At 61.7% G+C, this 12,895-nt stretch carries 13 protein-coding genes; 4 read left to right on the forward strand and 9 right to left on the reverse strand.

What is annotated here, in order from left to right:
- From QZ650_RS09740 to QZ650_RS09750, 3 genes are all read right to left on the reverse strand, one after another.
- Positions 1–149 (reverse strand): NAD(P)-binding domain-containing protein (locus tag QZ650_RS09740; protein WP_292522500.1); only part of this gene is annotated, 149 nt, incomplete at its 3' end.
- Between the two features lie 975 nt (positions 150–1,124).
- Positions 1,125–1,544, reverse strand: a complete 420-nt coding sequence (locus QZ650_RS09745; protein ID WP_292518280.1) for a pyridoxamine 5'-phosphate oxidase family protein — start codon at positions 1,542–1,544, stop codon at positions 1,125–1,127.
- 99 nt (positions 1,545–1,643) lie between these two features.
- Entirely contained in the window at positions 1,644–2,774 is a 1,131-nt protein-coding gene (locus tag QZ650_RS09750) for a hypothetical protein (protein ID WP_292518279.1), read from the reverse strand.
- Between the two features lie 342 nt (positions 2,775–3,116).
- Here QZ650_RS09750 and QZ650_RS09755 point away from each other — a divergent pair, with 342 nt between their 5' ends.
- Complete coding sequence (locus tag QZ650_RS09755) at positions 3,117–5,192, forward strand: S9 family peptidase (RefSeq protein ID WP_292518278.1); 2,076 nt, start codon at positions 3,117–3,119, stop codon at positions 5,190–5,192.
- Positions 5,193–5,288: 96 nt separating this feature from the next.
- On the opposite strand, the gene QZ650_RS09760 is transcribed toward QZ650_RS09755, so the two are convergent.
- The 6 genes from QZ650_RS09760 to QZ650_RS09785 all read right to left on the reverse strand — a co-directional run bounded on the left by QZ650_RS09760 (position 5,289) and on the right by QZ650_RS09785 (position 9,860).
- Positions 5,289–6,305 (reverse strand): TIGR03557 family F420-dependent LLM class oxidoreductase, encoded by a 1,017-nt coding sequence (locus QZ650_RS09760; protein ID WP_292518277.1) that lies wholly within the window; start codon positions 6,303–6,305, stop codon positions 5,289–5,291.
- A gap of 123 nt (positions 6,306–6,428) precedes the next feature.
- A complete protein-coding gene (locus tag QZ650_RS09765) occupies positions 6,429–7,247 on the reverse strand; it encodes an ATP-binding cassette domain-containing protein (protein WP_292518275.1) in 819 nt (272 codons plus the stop codon).
- A 93-nt stretch (positions 7,248–7,340) separates the two neighbouring features.
- Positions 7,341–8,084 carry a hypothetical protein gene (locus tag QZ650_RS09770; RefSeq protein WP_292518273.1) on the reverse strand — a complete coding sequence of 248 codons (744 nt, stop codon included), beginning with the start codon at positions 8,082–8,084 and terminating at the stop codon, positions 7,341–7,343.
- Positions 8,081–8,812, reverse strand: a complete 732-nt coding sequence (locus QZ650_RS09775; protein WP_292518271.1) for a DUF1673 family protein — start codon at positions 8,810–8,812, stop codon at positions 8,081–8,083. Before QZ650_RS09775 ends, QZ650_RS09770 begins: the two co-directional genes overlap by 4 nt.
- Positions 8,809–9,417: a DUF1673 family protein gene (locus tag QZ650_RS09780; protein ID WP_292518268.1), complete on the reverse strand. Its 609-nt coding sequence runs from the start codon at positions 9,415–9,417 to the stop codon at positions 8,809–8,811. Before QZ650_RS09780 ends, QZ650_RS09775 begins: the two co-directional genes overlap by 4 nt.
- The gene (locus QZ650_RS09785) at positions 9,414–9,860 is read right to left on the reverse strand and encodes a hypothetical protein (RefSeq protein ID WP_292518266.1); all 447 of its coding nucleotides are present in this window, start codon (positions 9,858–9,860) and stop codon (positions 9,414–9,416) included. Before QZ650_RS09785 ends, QZ650_RS09780 begins: the two co-directional genes overlap by 4 nt.
- Before the next feature lie 233 nt (positions 9,861–10,093).
- On the opposite strand from QZ650_RS09785, the gene QZ650_RS09790 reads away from it, so the two are divergent.
- From QZ650_RS09790 to QZ650_RS09800, 3 genes are read left to right on the forward strand one after another with little or no spacing between them, the layout of a single operon-like run.
- Positions 10,094–10,672 (forward strand): TetR/AcrR family transcriptional regulator, encoded by a 579-nt coding sequence (locus tag QZ650_RS09790; RefSeq protein ID WP_292518264.1) that lies wholly within the window; start codon positions 10,094–10,096, stop codon positions 10,670–10,672.
- Between the two features lie 29 nt (positions 10,673–10,701).
- Positions 10,702–11,910 (forward strand): aldo/keto reductase, encoded by a 1,209-nt coding sequence (locus QZ650_RS09795; RefSeq protein WP_292518293.1) that lies wholly within the window; start codon positions 10,702–10,704, stop codon positions 11,908–11,910.
- A 49-nt stretch (positions 11,911–11,959) separates the two neighbouring features.
- A complete protein-coding gene (locus tag QZ650_RS09800) occupies positions 11,960–12,736 on the forward strand; it encodes a DUF169 domain-containing protein (RefSeq protein WP_292518262.1) in 777 nt (258 codons plus the stop codon).
- Positions 12,737–12,895 lie beyond the last annotated feature (159 nt).

Consider the following 12,895-nt stretch of genomic DNA (forward strand, 5'->3'; position numbering starts at 1 on the left):
GGGAGCAGCTCCTTCACCTTGTCCACGGCGGCCTGGGCCTTCTCGATCGTCCTCGAGCCGATGATGACGTCTTCTCCCGCCTCTACAAATCGGGTCGCAATCCCGAGACCCTGTCCCCCCGTTCCACCAATTACTCCAATCGTTGTCATACAGTTCACTTCAATCAATTGTTTACGAAATTTATGTTCATTGTTCTGTGCATCGGATGTTATCCGCCGTTGGCAACCGTGGCTGTCCCTCAGATGCAGTTCGCGGGCGGGAAAGCGAACTGCATGGCGGTTGCCTCCAGCTCGCTTCCTTTCTCGTGCCGTCCCGTCGGGACCATGGCTTCCATTTTTGCTAATTTTGTCACCTATTCGTCTCAGAGGGCTCCCTAAAACGAACTGCGAAACAGCGGTGTACCTAAAGCGAAGCACTCGCACGCAGGTCATCCGCGGTCACATCGAACGATGCCCCTTGCTCCTACCAAAACGGCAGTCGCATATCACGTCAGGGGGTGCGCCCGGTGGAACGGCGGGCCTGCGAGCACCAGAGGTGCGATTAACGGCTACCAGATAGCAGGAACTCGAAAAACCCCGAGGGTTTCGAGCGGGAAGAACGGGAAGGATGTCCCCCCCGGCAGAGGGTTTCAGGGCGACCTCTCTAAGGAGTAACTGCACATCGTACCCCTTAAATGTTTGCACACTGTGTCATAGAGTATAATCGCCGCCGATTCCACTGAAAGAAGACAAGGGTGGCTGCATCAGGCGTGTGAGATATGTGCCGGTTCTGACGCAAACCGACTCTTCAGACAGGCAATGCCACTCCCTGCCGTGCGATCTTCAGCGGACAGTGATGCAGCCAGTATCGTGCGGTGAGATACCAGCCTACTCATGGCCTGATAATGGCCTCTCACTACTGAGAAGCAGAAAAAGAGGGAAATTAAAGGCTTTAGCAGAATATGGTCACCAGCCGCCTGACAGAATGTGGTCTGCAACAGGTGCGCGTCTCACAGCAGCAGGGCGCAGCCGATATAACCGGACTTGCTGCCGGGCAAAGACCCGGCAGAAAAGACCCCCCGGTGTGCCTCGTTCCCGTGTCCCCGGCAGCTGACGATGGACCGGGAGAGTCCCCTCAACAAGCGTTCAGACGGACTTCTCCCAGCCCTGGCCCATATCGACCAGGGGCCTCACTTCAGCGACCTCAAACGTCACCGAGGCATGGATCATCGCCGCAGCCGCCTCGCCGGCGATCTCCGCAATCTTCTTCCGATAGGTGTCCAGCACCTCGCCGGAGGTCGCGTACTCCTTCATCGTCAGGTAGACCCGCAGCCCCTTCCAGTCCATGATCGTCTCTCCCTGCTCCACAATGGTGTAGACGGCGTTCGGGTTCTCCTGCAGGTAAGCAAACGTGCGGTTCTCTCCAATTCCCATGACGACGGTCTTCTCGTCGACCATCATCGGCGAACCGAAGACCGCCGCATCGACCTTTCCGTCTCCGTTTGCGGTGCTCAGAAGGCCGATCCTCGGCTGCTTGTTGAAGTATTCCATCAGTCTGGATGCCATGGTTCTTTCCTCCCGTTGACCCCGGTTATATCACTCCTGCTTAAAAGAGTATGGGTGGCAGCCCCTTCCAGAAACCGAATGGCTGCAGGAGCTGCGGTCTCACACCGCCAGGAACTCTCCGGGAGCGAGGCTGGTGGCGAGCATCACCATATTGATCTCCCGGTTCCCGGTCCAGGTGCCGGCTTCCCGGTTCTTACCATCCATCCAGAAGCGCTCGATCGTATCGGCGAGCGGCACATACTGCACGAGGGCCTCCACCCACCCCGAGAGGTCCGGGTTCTCCCGGACCCGTTCCACGAGGGGCCCGGCCCCCCGGAGCCCGATCGAGACCCCGAACTCCCGGAAGGCGAGGCGGTACTCCGCGGGGTAGCGGATCGTTCCGCCCCCGACGAAGCGTGCGAGGCCTGCAAGAGCTGCGTCAAGGATGGAAGTCAGCAGGTCTTCGTATGAAGACCCCTCCCGGGCCGCGAGCTGCGCCAGCCTCCCGGCGTCAAAGAGGAGGCCGCCGATCCCGAGCGGGTCGTCGGTGGCAAGGATCCCGCCACGGCAGATGCGGGACAGATCGGCGATCTCGACCGAGAGGTCGGCCCCCCCTGCCGCCGCGTTGATCTCGCTGTAGGTGACAAACCCGTCGAGCGGGTCGTGCTGGCCCATCGCGGGGACGAGAGGCCGGGACAGGTCGATGCTCATCTTCCAGTACATCCTCCTGCCGCCGGAGGATGGGGCGTAGGTGAACGCGGTATGGGCAGCCTTTGCAAGTTCCACCGCCCAGCGGGTATAGGCCGGATCAGAGGTGACCCGGCTCACCCGGTTGAGCGCGTGCATCCACTTCGTGAGGTAGTGGTAATACTGTCCATCCCGTTCCCACTCGAGCCTCTCATCGAACGGCTCGTCGGACCGGCGCTCGGGAAACGGCTTTCCAATCCGGAGACCGCCCCGGGTGGGATGCGCCTCCCCCTCTGCCTCGGGCAGACCGCTGATCCACCCTGTCCGCGGGTCGTCGTCGCGGTGCCGACCGAGGGTTTGGTGCACCTGGTCGACCAGGCGGAGGGCGAGGTCGCGGCAGTCTGCGTCGCCTGTCCGGCGGAAGAGGTCAAGGTAGTTGCAGACCGCGTAGGCGTCCGTCCAGAGGTAACGCCGTGGATGAGGGGCTGGCGGGTCAAGCCCGGTCATACCAGCGAACTCCGCCATGAGGTCCCGGACGATCGAGGTCTTCGCGTTATCCGTCATCTCTTCCTCCCGCGGATACTGTCCGCCACCCGGCATAACCTTTTCCGGGGAACCGTGGCCCTGCGGTCAAAGCGTTTCCCACTCTCGGCACCGCCGCGCGGACGGCTCCCCGGCCCCCATCATCTCCTTTACGGCGTACCCCTCGTGTTCCTGCTCTGACCCGGCTTGATCCGGCTGTGTCCGGGCCGCCGGGAGGTTTCGACCGCTGGTCAGGGTATACCCTCCGGTAAACTCCTTGTTCAACGAAAACAGCTTGAGTGTTCGATTAAATGCGCGATTGCCTGCGGGAGGGACCCAATTTCAAAAAGAAAATATATCAATGACCGACGGGCATCATCATCTATGAGCTGCCGAAGATCAGCAGAATTATGTCTCCTGCTTCTCACTGGAGTGGGGCTCTTCTTCGTCCTTTCCGGCCACGCGGCCGCGTCGGAAGCAACCCACCCGTTCACCGCAGAGGATCTCGTCATGATGAAACGGATTGGAGGGACCGCCTCCTCTCCCGACGATCAGTGGATCGTCTTCCCTCTCTCGACTGCCGACCTCGATGCAAACAGACGACTGAGCAGTCTCTGGATCGTCCGACCGGACGGATCGGACCTGCGCCAGCTGACGACTCCACCCGGGGATGATTCGGATCCCTGCTGGTCGGCGGACGGCCGGACCATCTATTACCTCTCGACCCGCTCGGGCACCTCGCAGGTCTGGAAGATAGAACCGGAGAATGGGAAGCCCGTTCAGGTGACACAGACTCCTCTCGATATCTCCAACCTGAAGATATCCCCGGACAAAAAGAGCCTTGCCTTCACGATGGAGGTCTTCCCCGGCGCTTCCGTCGAGGAGACCGCCTCCCGCCTCAACGAGATCAATAGGCAGAACACGTCTTCGATGGTGTACACCGAACTCCCGGTCCGGCACTGGGATGCCTGGTCGACCGAGCTCCGGAGCCACATCTTCGTGATGCCACTCGATACCGGGGAACCCGTGGACGTCATGAAGGCGATGGACGCCGACAGCCCGTCAAAACCCTTCGGCGGCCCGGAGGAATTCACCTTCACCCCCGACGGTTCGGGAGTGGTCTTTTGCGCTAACGATAGAGGGCGAGAAGAGGCATGGCTCCTGAACTTCAACCTCTACCTCGCGCCGGCGGACGGGTCCGGCCTGCCGGTCAACCTCACCCCCGGAAACCTGGCCCGGGACACCATGCCGGTCTTCTCGCCCGACGGGACCAGGCTCGCCTACCTTGCCATGACGCGTCCGGGATACGAGGCGGACCGGTACGAGATCCGGCTCCGCTCGTGGCCCGACGGGGGAGAGACCGTGCTCGCGAAGGAGTGGGACCGGTCGCCCACCTCAATTCTCTGGTCGCAAGACGGGAAGACCCTCTATGCCACCGCCCCAAACCTCGGGCAGCACTCGCTCTTTGCGATCGATGCGGCCACCGAGGAGGTCCGGACCCTGGTCGAAGAGGGCTCCGTCTCCCCGGTGGAGGTTGTCGGAGACCGGATCATCTACGGTCACGCGAACATCACCGCCCCGCCCGATCTCTATGCCCTGGACCCTGCCGGGAACCGGACATGGCGCATCACCGGGATCAACCAGGACCGAATATCGGCCGTTCGCATGGGCGAGTACGAACAGTTCTCGTTCTCCGGCTGGAACAACGAGACCGTATACGGGTATATCGTAAAGCCGGTGGACTTCGATGAATCGAAACGCTACCCGGTCGCATTGCTGATCCACGGTGGGCCGCAGGATTGGCTTGGAAACAGGTTCCACTACCGCTACAATCCCCAGCCCTATGCGGGAAGGGGGTATGCCGTGATCATGATCGATTATCACGGGTCGATAGGCTACGGCCAGTCATTCACGGACTCCATACGGAACGATTGGGGAGGAAAACCCCTCACGGATCTGCAGAAAGGACTCGATGCGGCTCTGGCAACCCGCCCCTGGATGGACGAAGGCAACGTCTCGGCCTTCGGTGCATCCTACGGCGGGTATATGGTGAACTGGATCGCCGGAAACTGGCCCGAGAGGTTCCGCTGCCTCGTCTGCCATGCCGGACTCTTCGATCTCCATTCGTTCTACTACAGCACCGAGGAACTCTGGTTCCCGGAATGGGAGTTCAACGGCACACCGCAGTCCAACCCGGACGGCTACAACCTCCATAACCCGGCAGATCATATCGACAACTGGACGACGCCCATGCTCGTGATCCAGGGAAGGCTGGACTACCGGGTGCCGGAGACGCAGAGTCTTGCCGCCTTCACCGCCCTCCAGCGGAAGGGTATCCCGAGCCAGTTCCTCTGCTACCCCGATGAGAATCACTGGGTGCTAAAGCCCCAGAACAACATCTTCTGGCATTCGACCATCCTCGACTGGATGGACCGGTGGACGGGGAACACCGCAGCGTGAGGGAACACCCGGTCGCCTTACGGCACGAGCAATTCTCCCTCACAATCTAAGATCCAGCAGGCGGGAACTGAAAAGAGGTGATTGCCGGCCCCCACTTCACCGTGCGGGGCCGGGGACCATCCTTCCCCCGGTCTCGGCTCGTGGGGGCTTGATCCCGAACTCCGGCAGGATGGTGTCGTGCGCGAGGTTGATGAACGCCTCCTGGTCCGGGCCGACCTGGTGGATCAGGACGCTGTCGTAGCCCATATCGACGAACTTGCCCACTTTTTCTATAATCTTCTGCGGGTCAGGACCGCAGAGGACGTTCTTTGCGACATCCTCGGGCGTCACCATCTGCTGCAGCTGGTCAAAATGCGCCGGCATGGGGACGACCCAGTTCAGTTCTCCCTTGTTTGCAGCGACGGGGAACCACTCGTATGCCGTGCGCTTCGCCTCCTCCTCGCTCCGGGCGTAGCAGACCACGGTCTCGATCATGCACGATTTGCCCTCGCCGCCCGATGCACGGAACGTCTCGATGACCTCCTCGGGCTTCTGCTCGAAGTGGATGAGCGCGTCGCCGATCTCGCCGGCAACCTCCGCCGCCATCGGCCCTTCGGCGGAGATGCGGAGCTGCGGGAGCTGCTCGGGAAGCTCGAAGATCTGCGCATTGTCAACAGTGTAGTAATTGCCGTAGTAGTCCTGCGAACCGCCTTTCCAGAGCGTCCGGATGATGTTCACCGCTTCGCGGAGCATATCAAGCCGCACCGGCTCAGACGTCGGGAAAAAGTCTCCCGTGACGTGCTCGTTTAAGTTCTCGCCCGTCCCGAGGCCGAGCTCGAACCTCCCCGGCATCATATTCGCCGCGGTTGCGGCGGCCTGCGCGACGATCGCCGGGTGATAGCGCACCAGCGGGCAGGTCACGCCGGTGGAGACCTTGACCCGCGAGGTGGCCTGCGATACCCCGCCGATGGTGCACCAGGCAAATCCGGCGCGCCCGTGGTTCGTGATCCACGGCAGGTAGTGGTCGCTGATGCTCAGAAACGAGAACCCGGCGTCCTCGGCCAGTCTTGCATTCTTCACCAGTTCAGGCGCGCTGTGCGACTCGGTGAAGAGTTTGTAGCCAATCTCGACCATTCCTTCTCTCTCCTCTCAGGTTCCCCGTGCCCTGCATTGAGGCGCCGGGGTATGGGCGGCGAGAGAGATCGTCACCGGGCTTAAGCGTTGTGCCGGTCGGAAAAAGCGCTACCCGGGGGCCGCTCAGTACCCCGTCGCGTAGTAGTAGCCGTCCTCTTCCCGGACGCGGACCGGGACGCGGAAGAGGGCGCCGATGGCCTCATCGGTCAGGACCTCGGCCTTTCTGCCGTCCATCCGGACGGCACCGTCCCGCATCAGGATGACCCGCCCGATCTCCGGGATGATGTCGTGGAGGTTGTGGGTCACGAGGATGATGCCGGTGCCGGACTGTGCAATCTTCCTGATGGTATTTCTGAAAGTGTGGAGCGCGGCGAGGTCAAGGCTGTTTGTGGGCTCGTCGAGGACGAGGGTGCCCGGATCGTGGACGAGCGCCCGCCCGATCAGGAGCCTGCGGGCCTCGCCCGAGGAGATCTCCGTCATCGGGCGGTCGGCGAGGTGCGCGACGTCGAGGAACTCGAGGATATCGTCGGCCTTTTGCTCCATCGCGTCCGTCACCTCGTGGGAGAGGAAGAGCCCGATGCTTGAGAAGAACCCGGAGAGGACGACCTCGCGGCCCGATATCCTGCGGTTGAAGATCTGCTGGAGGTCCCCGGAGACAAGCCCTATGTGGGAGCGAAGGTCGAAGGCGTCCCAGGTCTCCCGCCCCCGGAACCGGAACGTGACGTCCGGGCCCGGCGAGGATGGATAGTACTCGCGGGTGATCGCCCGGATGAGCGACGACTTCCCGGCACCGTTCGGTCCGAGGATGGCGATATGCTCCCCTTCGCGGATCGTGATCGAGACCCGGTCGAGGAGTCTGTGGCCGTCCCGGACAACGCTGACGTTCTGGAACTCGACGAGCGGCGGGGCGGATGGCCGAGCGCCGGCAGTGCTGTCAGTCATTCCGGCCGCTCCGCCGGGTGGGGTATTCGGTACAGGGATTCCATCGATTGTCGCTGTGTAGGTTGGACGGTTCTCGTCAAAAGGTATGCCCCGTCATCGCGGGGAGCCGAGCAGCGCGGCAACCCTCTCCGGGTCGTCCGTGTAAATGTGGAGGAACCCGGCGGGTACCAGCCTCACTCTGACGTGGCCGGGATACCGCAGACTGACCAGGGCACGATAGAGCAACTCCAGCATGAACACCAGCCAGCTGACCGCCAGGAGAACCTGGAAGCCAAGATCGGGGTCGACGATCGGGCCGCCCGGATAACGCATCAATCCGTTCCCTATGGTGGCAAAGAATATCGCTGCAGTCATGAGTATCAGGAGGAGCGCGGACGCCCAGCGGGGTATGGAGAGAATGGGTTGTTTCACCTCGACCGATCGGACCGTATCCTTTCCGAAGACAAGCGGCCCGGTATGCGATCTCTGGATGGTGACTGAGTTCCTGGAGAACTCGATCGCGGTCCTGTACGGATCGAAGTAGATGCGCCATGCGGCCCAAGCCAGAAGGGAAACAGCCATGAAGGTAAAGATGAGCCCTGGCCACAGGGAGGGGATGAGGACGGATACCACGAAGAGGAAGAGGAAACCGAGGAAGCCGAGTGGCATCAGCACAAAGAAGCGAGGACTGGTGTACTCCACGAACACGCCCTCTACCACCTCCCGGCTGCCGTCTGCCGCGGTCCCGAGCCCGACCACGCCGTCCGGCGCGGCGTACCGCCGCCGACCGGTGCCGGCAGCTGCCGCGTTCGGGCACCAACCGAGCTTCTTCCTGAGATATTCCATGAAGAACGTCATCTGGCTACCCCCAGCACTCGGGCTATCCGTTTGGGATCGTCCGTGTAGATCACAGCAATCCTCTTCTTCGTGGTCGTTATCACCAGGACCTGCAGGTAGTGGGTCCGCACGTAGGTGCGGTAGAAGAGCACCGGAAAGAAGATCGCGGCGGCAAGCCCGAAGATGAACCGCATGGAAGATGGATCTGAAAATCCAGCGTATATACTGCCGGCCGCCGATATGAAAAGCGCCGTGAACGCTGCCGTGAGAAGCCGGGGTGAGAGGGGAGGTCGGTTCTCCTTCACCTCCGCCTTCACGATGGCATCCTTTGGAATGACGATAGGCGAAAAGAGCGGCCGCTGGATGACGACGGCGTCGCGAGCGACCTCGATGCAGGCTCTTCGTATGGCCCCGTATAACTCCAGGGCGGCGTAGCCCAGAACGATCGCCGGCAGGAACAGCCTCCCTGCAGGAGGGATAATGAATGTCGGAACCGTAACGAGGGCTGCCGGAGCCGTAACAAGGAGGATCCCGATGAGAGAGGCGCCGGCAAGCAGCAGCAGGAAGAGCCTCCCCGGGGTGCCGATTGGGCCGTAGTCCACCAGCGCACCCTCCACCACCTCCCGGCCGCCTCCTGTCGCCATACCGACCTCGCCCTCCGGCGCGGCATATCGCCTGCCGGTGCCGACCATTGCTGCGTTCGGGCACCAGCCCATCCATCTCCGTATCGTCTCGGAGAACTTCATCATACGCGTTCACCCTCTGTTGCCGTATCCACGGTATACACCGACCCCTTCTCCGCGATCATGATCGCCTTGTGCCGGCGCTCCCAGAGGATCGTGAGGCCGTACCAGGTCCAGCAGATGAGACACATGCCCAGCATGAGCCCGAGAATCCGGTCGAACATCCCGCCCAGAACAAAATACGCCATAACGGCGGCGAGGAGAACGGAGGCCACCGGCAGACTCAGAGACCGGACGATGCGCTGTCTCCGGGTCATGTTGTCCCTGACGAACTCGCCGGCGGCAACCCGTGCATACTGCTTCCGGTAACTGAGCAGGAAACCGAGGGCCGCTCCCACCCCAATGGCGAGGCCCGTCCATACGGCCGGGTACCCCGGAGGAGCATCCTCGACCAGGGTAAAGAGCGCCGCTGCCGCCGCCGAGAAGGCTATCGCCGTTATCAGCAACTGGTTATGGTAGCGCTTCCACCACCCGGGTTCGACCCGGAGGGGGCCATCCTGCCCCCCCGCCGCCGCGGCCGTCGCCGGCCGCACCTTGAGATCCGTCCGCATCGACGCCTGCAGGGGGCACCAGCCCAGGTATGCCCGTATCGTCTCCATAAGAGGCATCATATCATCTCCCGGAGTTTCGCAAAGAGTTCGTCGGCCAACCGTGTCGGATCGTCGGTCTTCGTGAGCACAATCCCCAGTTCGTCCGCGTAGCCCCAGAGGAGCTCGATGCACCGGGCGTACCGGGGGCATGTGCCGCAGTCGCCCTCGTGCTCGTACCAGACCTGCACCCCGTGGTCTGCCGAGACGAAGACGATCGCAGCCGCATTGAAGGGGACGGAACGGCCGAAGAGGACGCCTTTTTCCGCGTTCAGGCGCTCGACCTCGATCTGGTTCGCCTGCGCCATCTCGAGAAGCGTCTCTTCGACCTTGCGGTCCATGGCAAGCAGCGCCTTCGAGACCGCCTGGCGGGATATCTTGAAGCGATTCGCGATCTGGATGTTTACAAGACCGCTCCGCCTGAGCTGCCAGAACGCGAACTGCCTCTCGTCCAGGGATAGGGGCATGCGTCAACATAGACGGGTTGACATAATAAACAATTCGGTTTGTCCTCATCGAACTCAACCCTAAGCCTCTCCTCGTGCCGGAGGATACCTGCACCTCACCCGAACCCATCTTCGCCTGAGAAGAGACGTTGCATTGCTATACGACCGCACAAAACGCAAGCCTTAACTGCCCGGAGATATTTAGAGTGAGTGGTCACTCTAGAGTGACCGGTCGCTCTGAGGAATGGATCCGTATGACCGAGGAGAGGAACGAAAAGAAAGCAGCCATCGCCGGAGCAGCCGTCAGGCTCTTCACGGAGAGGGGGTTCCACGGCACCCCGACATCGCTCATCGCGCGCGAGGCCGGCGTCTCGAACGGGACGCTCTTCCATTACTTCCCAACGAAAGAGGAACTCATCAACTTCGCCTACTTCGAGGTTAAAAGCCGGATGACGGAGGATATCGGCAGGGGAGTCGACGGGGAACAGGCGAACAGGGAGAAGATGCGGAGATTATGGCGCAGCGCCGTTCTCTGGGGGGTCGACCACCCCGACGAATACATGTTCGTCCAGCAGTTCTGCTCGTCCCCGTTCATCAGGAGACTGCCCCCCGAGGAGTTCCTGAAGGACGCCCCGGCCGTCTTCGAGGTTCTTACCGAAACCCTCGGGAAGAGCTGCCTCGAGGGCATGGCGATCGAGGTCGCCTTCTCCGTCATATCCTCTCCGATCGACGCCGTCATCAGGTCGATCATCAACTCGGGCGGCAACCTTGACGCAGATCGGTTGATCGACGCTTCGTTCGAGATCATATGGAGGGGGTTGACGGGAGAATGACTGAGAGTGCGGGAGAGGAGGAACTGACCATGCTGTATCGGAAGATGGAGAAGACCGGGGACGAACTCTCGGTACTGGGCTTCGGCTGCATGAGGCTGCCGACGAAGGGTATGGGCATCGATGAAGAACGGGCGATACGGCAGATCCGGTACGCCGTCGACCACGGGGTGAACTACCTCGATACCGCGCTGCTATACCCGGGAAGCGAGCAGGTGCTCGGCCGCGCGCTCGCCGACGGCTACCGGGAGAGAGTCAAGCTGGCGACGAAACTGCCGCATATGCTCGTTACGTCACGCGAGGATATGGACAGGATGCTCGATCTCCAGCTCAAGACCTTAAAGACGGACCATATCGACTACTACCTTATCCACAGCCTCTCAAGCGGTGAAGGCTGGAGGAAGATGAAGGATCTCGGGGTCGCTGAGTTTCTCGATGCGGCGAAGGCGGACGGCCGGATCGTGAACGCAGGCTTCTCATCCCACTGTGGCGTCGAGGCCTTCAAGGAGATCGTCGACGACTACGACTGGGACTTCTGCCAGATCCAGTACAACTACCTGGACGAGACGAACCAGGCAGGGACTGAGGGGCTCATATATGCGGCATCAATTGGGCTCGGTGTCGTCATCATGGAGCCGCTCCGGGGCGGCTACCTTGCAAAGGACCCGCCGGCAGAGGTGCAGGCCGTCTGGGACGAGGCCGACGTGAAGAGGACGCCGGCCGAGTGGGGGCTCCGGTGGGTCTGGAATCACCCGGAGGTCACGGTGGTCCTCTCGGGGATGAACGACGAGCGGCATATCGAGGAGAACATCCGGATCGCCGGCGAAGCCCGCCCGAATTCTCTCACGGAAAAGGAACTCGAGATCGTCGGCCGGGCGGCGGAGGCTTACCGCAGCCTGAACAGGGTGGGCTGCACCGGGTGCCGGTACTGCATGCCCTGTCCGGCGGGCGTCAACATCCCCGGATGCTTCGAGGCCTACAACACCGAGAGCGGAACGCTCCAGTCGAAGGTGATGTACCAACTCCACATCGGAGGGAAGATGGACGGAGCGGAACCGGCGTATGCGTCGCTCTGCAGGAACTGCGGCAAGTGCGTGAAGGTATGCCCGCAGCACCTCCCCATCCCGGAGCACCTCGCGGAGGTCGCGAGGGAGTACGAGAGCGTCGGCATCCGGCTCATCGGGAGCGTGTCGGAGTATGTCCTCAGGCTCATGCGCTGGAACACGATGAGGAAAACCTGAAGCGGCACGGATCAGAAAATTAATTGCCGTTCCCCCGGAACAGAGCCGTATGGATACAGCACTGCGCGACGCCTACACGCGGCTTCACGAGAAGTACTTCCCGGGGACGGAACTCCCGATCGCTTTCGAGGTCGGGGGCGCGACCGACGGTGTGGAGAAGGCCCCCGCCCCGAAGGGCTGGAGGTGCTTCGTCTGCGACCTTACGAAGGTACGAAACGGCAAAAGCCTCGTCTTCGACGAAGAGTCGATCGGGTGCCGCGGGGGGAGGTTCTACCTCGGCTACGACGCCGAACGGTTCCCCGACTTCCGCTACTTCCTCTCCTACGGAAAGCCCGGTGAGATGGAGGGAGAGCGCTACAAGCAGACGCCGGAGATCGTCGACGAACTCGACCGGGGAACCACAAGGATACCGACGAAGGGAAAGAGCATCGTCTTCAAGCGCTGGGACAACCTCACGGACGCCGACAATCCGGACGCTGTCGTCTTCTTCACGCGGCCCGAGGTGCTCTCCGGCCTTTTTACGCTTGCAAACTTCGACCGGGCCGACCCCTACGGCGTCATAACTCCCTTCGGCGCCGGGTGCAGCTCGGTCTTTTATTTTCCCTGGCTTGAGCAGCAGAGCGAGAGCCCAAGAGCGGTCCTCGGAATGTTCGACCCCTCGGCACGGCCCTGCATCCCGACAGACGTCCTGACGATGGCCTTCCCCATGAAGAAGTTTGAGAACGTCATCGGCTTCATGGAGGAGAGTTTCCTCATCACGGACTCATGGGAGAAGGTGATGAAGAAGATCGAGCGGAGCGACAGACTGCATTCACCTAAAAAATGACCGGATGGGGGGGGATCAGCCGAGCGTTCAGTCGAACATGCTGCGCATGTTCTCCAACTCCTGCCGGGCACTTACGCGCCCGCCAGTCGCCAGTCGAAAACGCTCCGCGTTTTCTCCAACTCCTCTCAGGCACTTACGCGCCCGCCAGTCGCCAGTCGA

The organism is Methanoculleus sp. (assembly GCF_020696975.1).
Lineage (GTDB): Archaea > Halobacteriota > Methanomicrobia > Methanomicrobiales > Methanoculleaceae > Methanoculleus.

Bases quoted from the DNA above. Each gene is read 5' to 3' on its own strand.
- QZ650_RS09745 (WP_292518280.1), bottom strand. From the start codon at position 1,544: ATGGCATCCAGACTGATGGAATACTTCAACAAGCAGCCGAGGATCGGC.
- QZ650_RS09750 (WP_292518279.1), bottom strand. From the start codon at position 2,774: ATGACGGATAACGCGAAGACCTCGATCGTCCGGGACCTCATGGCGGAG.
- QZ650_RS09755 (WP_292518278.1), top strand. From the start codon at position 3,117: ATGAGCTGCCGAAGATCAGCAGAATTATGTCTCCTGCTTCTCACTGGA.
- QZ650_RS09760 (WP_292518277.1), bottom strand. From the start codon at position 6,305: ATGGTCGAGATTGGCTACAAACTCTTCACCGAGTCGCACAGCGCGCCT.
- QZ650_RS09765 (WP_292518275.1), bottom strand. From the start codon at position 7,247: ATGACTGACAGCACTGCCGGCGCTCGGCCATCCGCCCCGCCGCTCGTC.
- QZ650_RS09770 (WP_292518273.1), bottom strand. From the start codon at position 8,084: ATGACGTTCTTCATGGAATATCTCAGGAAGAAGCTCGGTTGGTGCCCG.
- QZ650_RS09775 (WP_292518271.1), bottom strand. From the start codon at position 8,812: ATGATGAAGTTCTCCGAGACGATACGGAGATGGATGGGCTGGTGCCCG.
- QZ650_RS09780 (WP_292518268.1), bottom strand. From the start codon at position 9,417: ATGATGCCTCTTATGGAGACGATACGGGCATACCTGGGCTGGTGCCCC.
- QZ650_RS09785 (WP_292518266.1), bottom strand. From the start codon at position 9,860: ATGCCCCTATCCCTGGACGAGAGGCAGTTCGCGTTCTGGCAGCTCAGG.
- QZ650_RS09790 (WP_292518264.1), top strand. From the start codon at position 10,094: ATGACCGAGGAGAGGAACGAAAAGAAAGCAGCCATCGCCGGAGCAGCC.
- QZ650_RS09795 (WP_292518293.1), top strand. From the start codon at position 10,702: ATGCTGTATCGGAAGATGGAGAAGACCGGGGACGAACTCTCGGTACTG.
- QZ650_RS09800 (WP_292518262.1), top strand. From the start codon at position 11,960: ATGGATACAGCACTGCGCGACGCCTACACGCGGCTTCACGAGAAGTAC.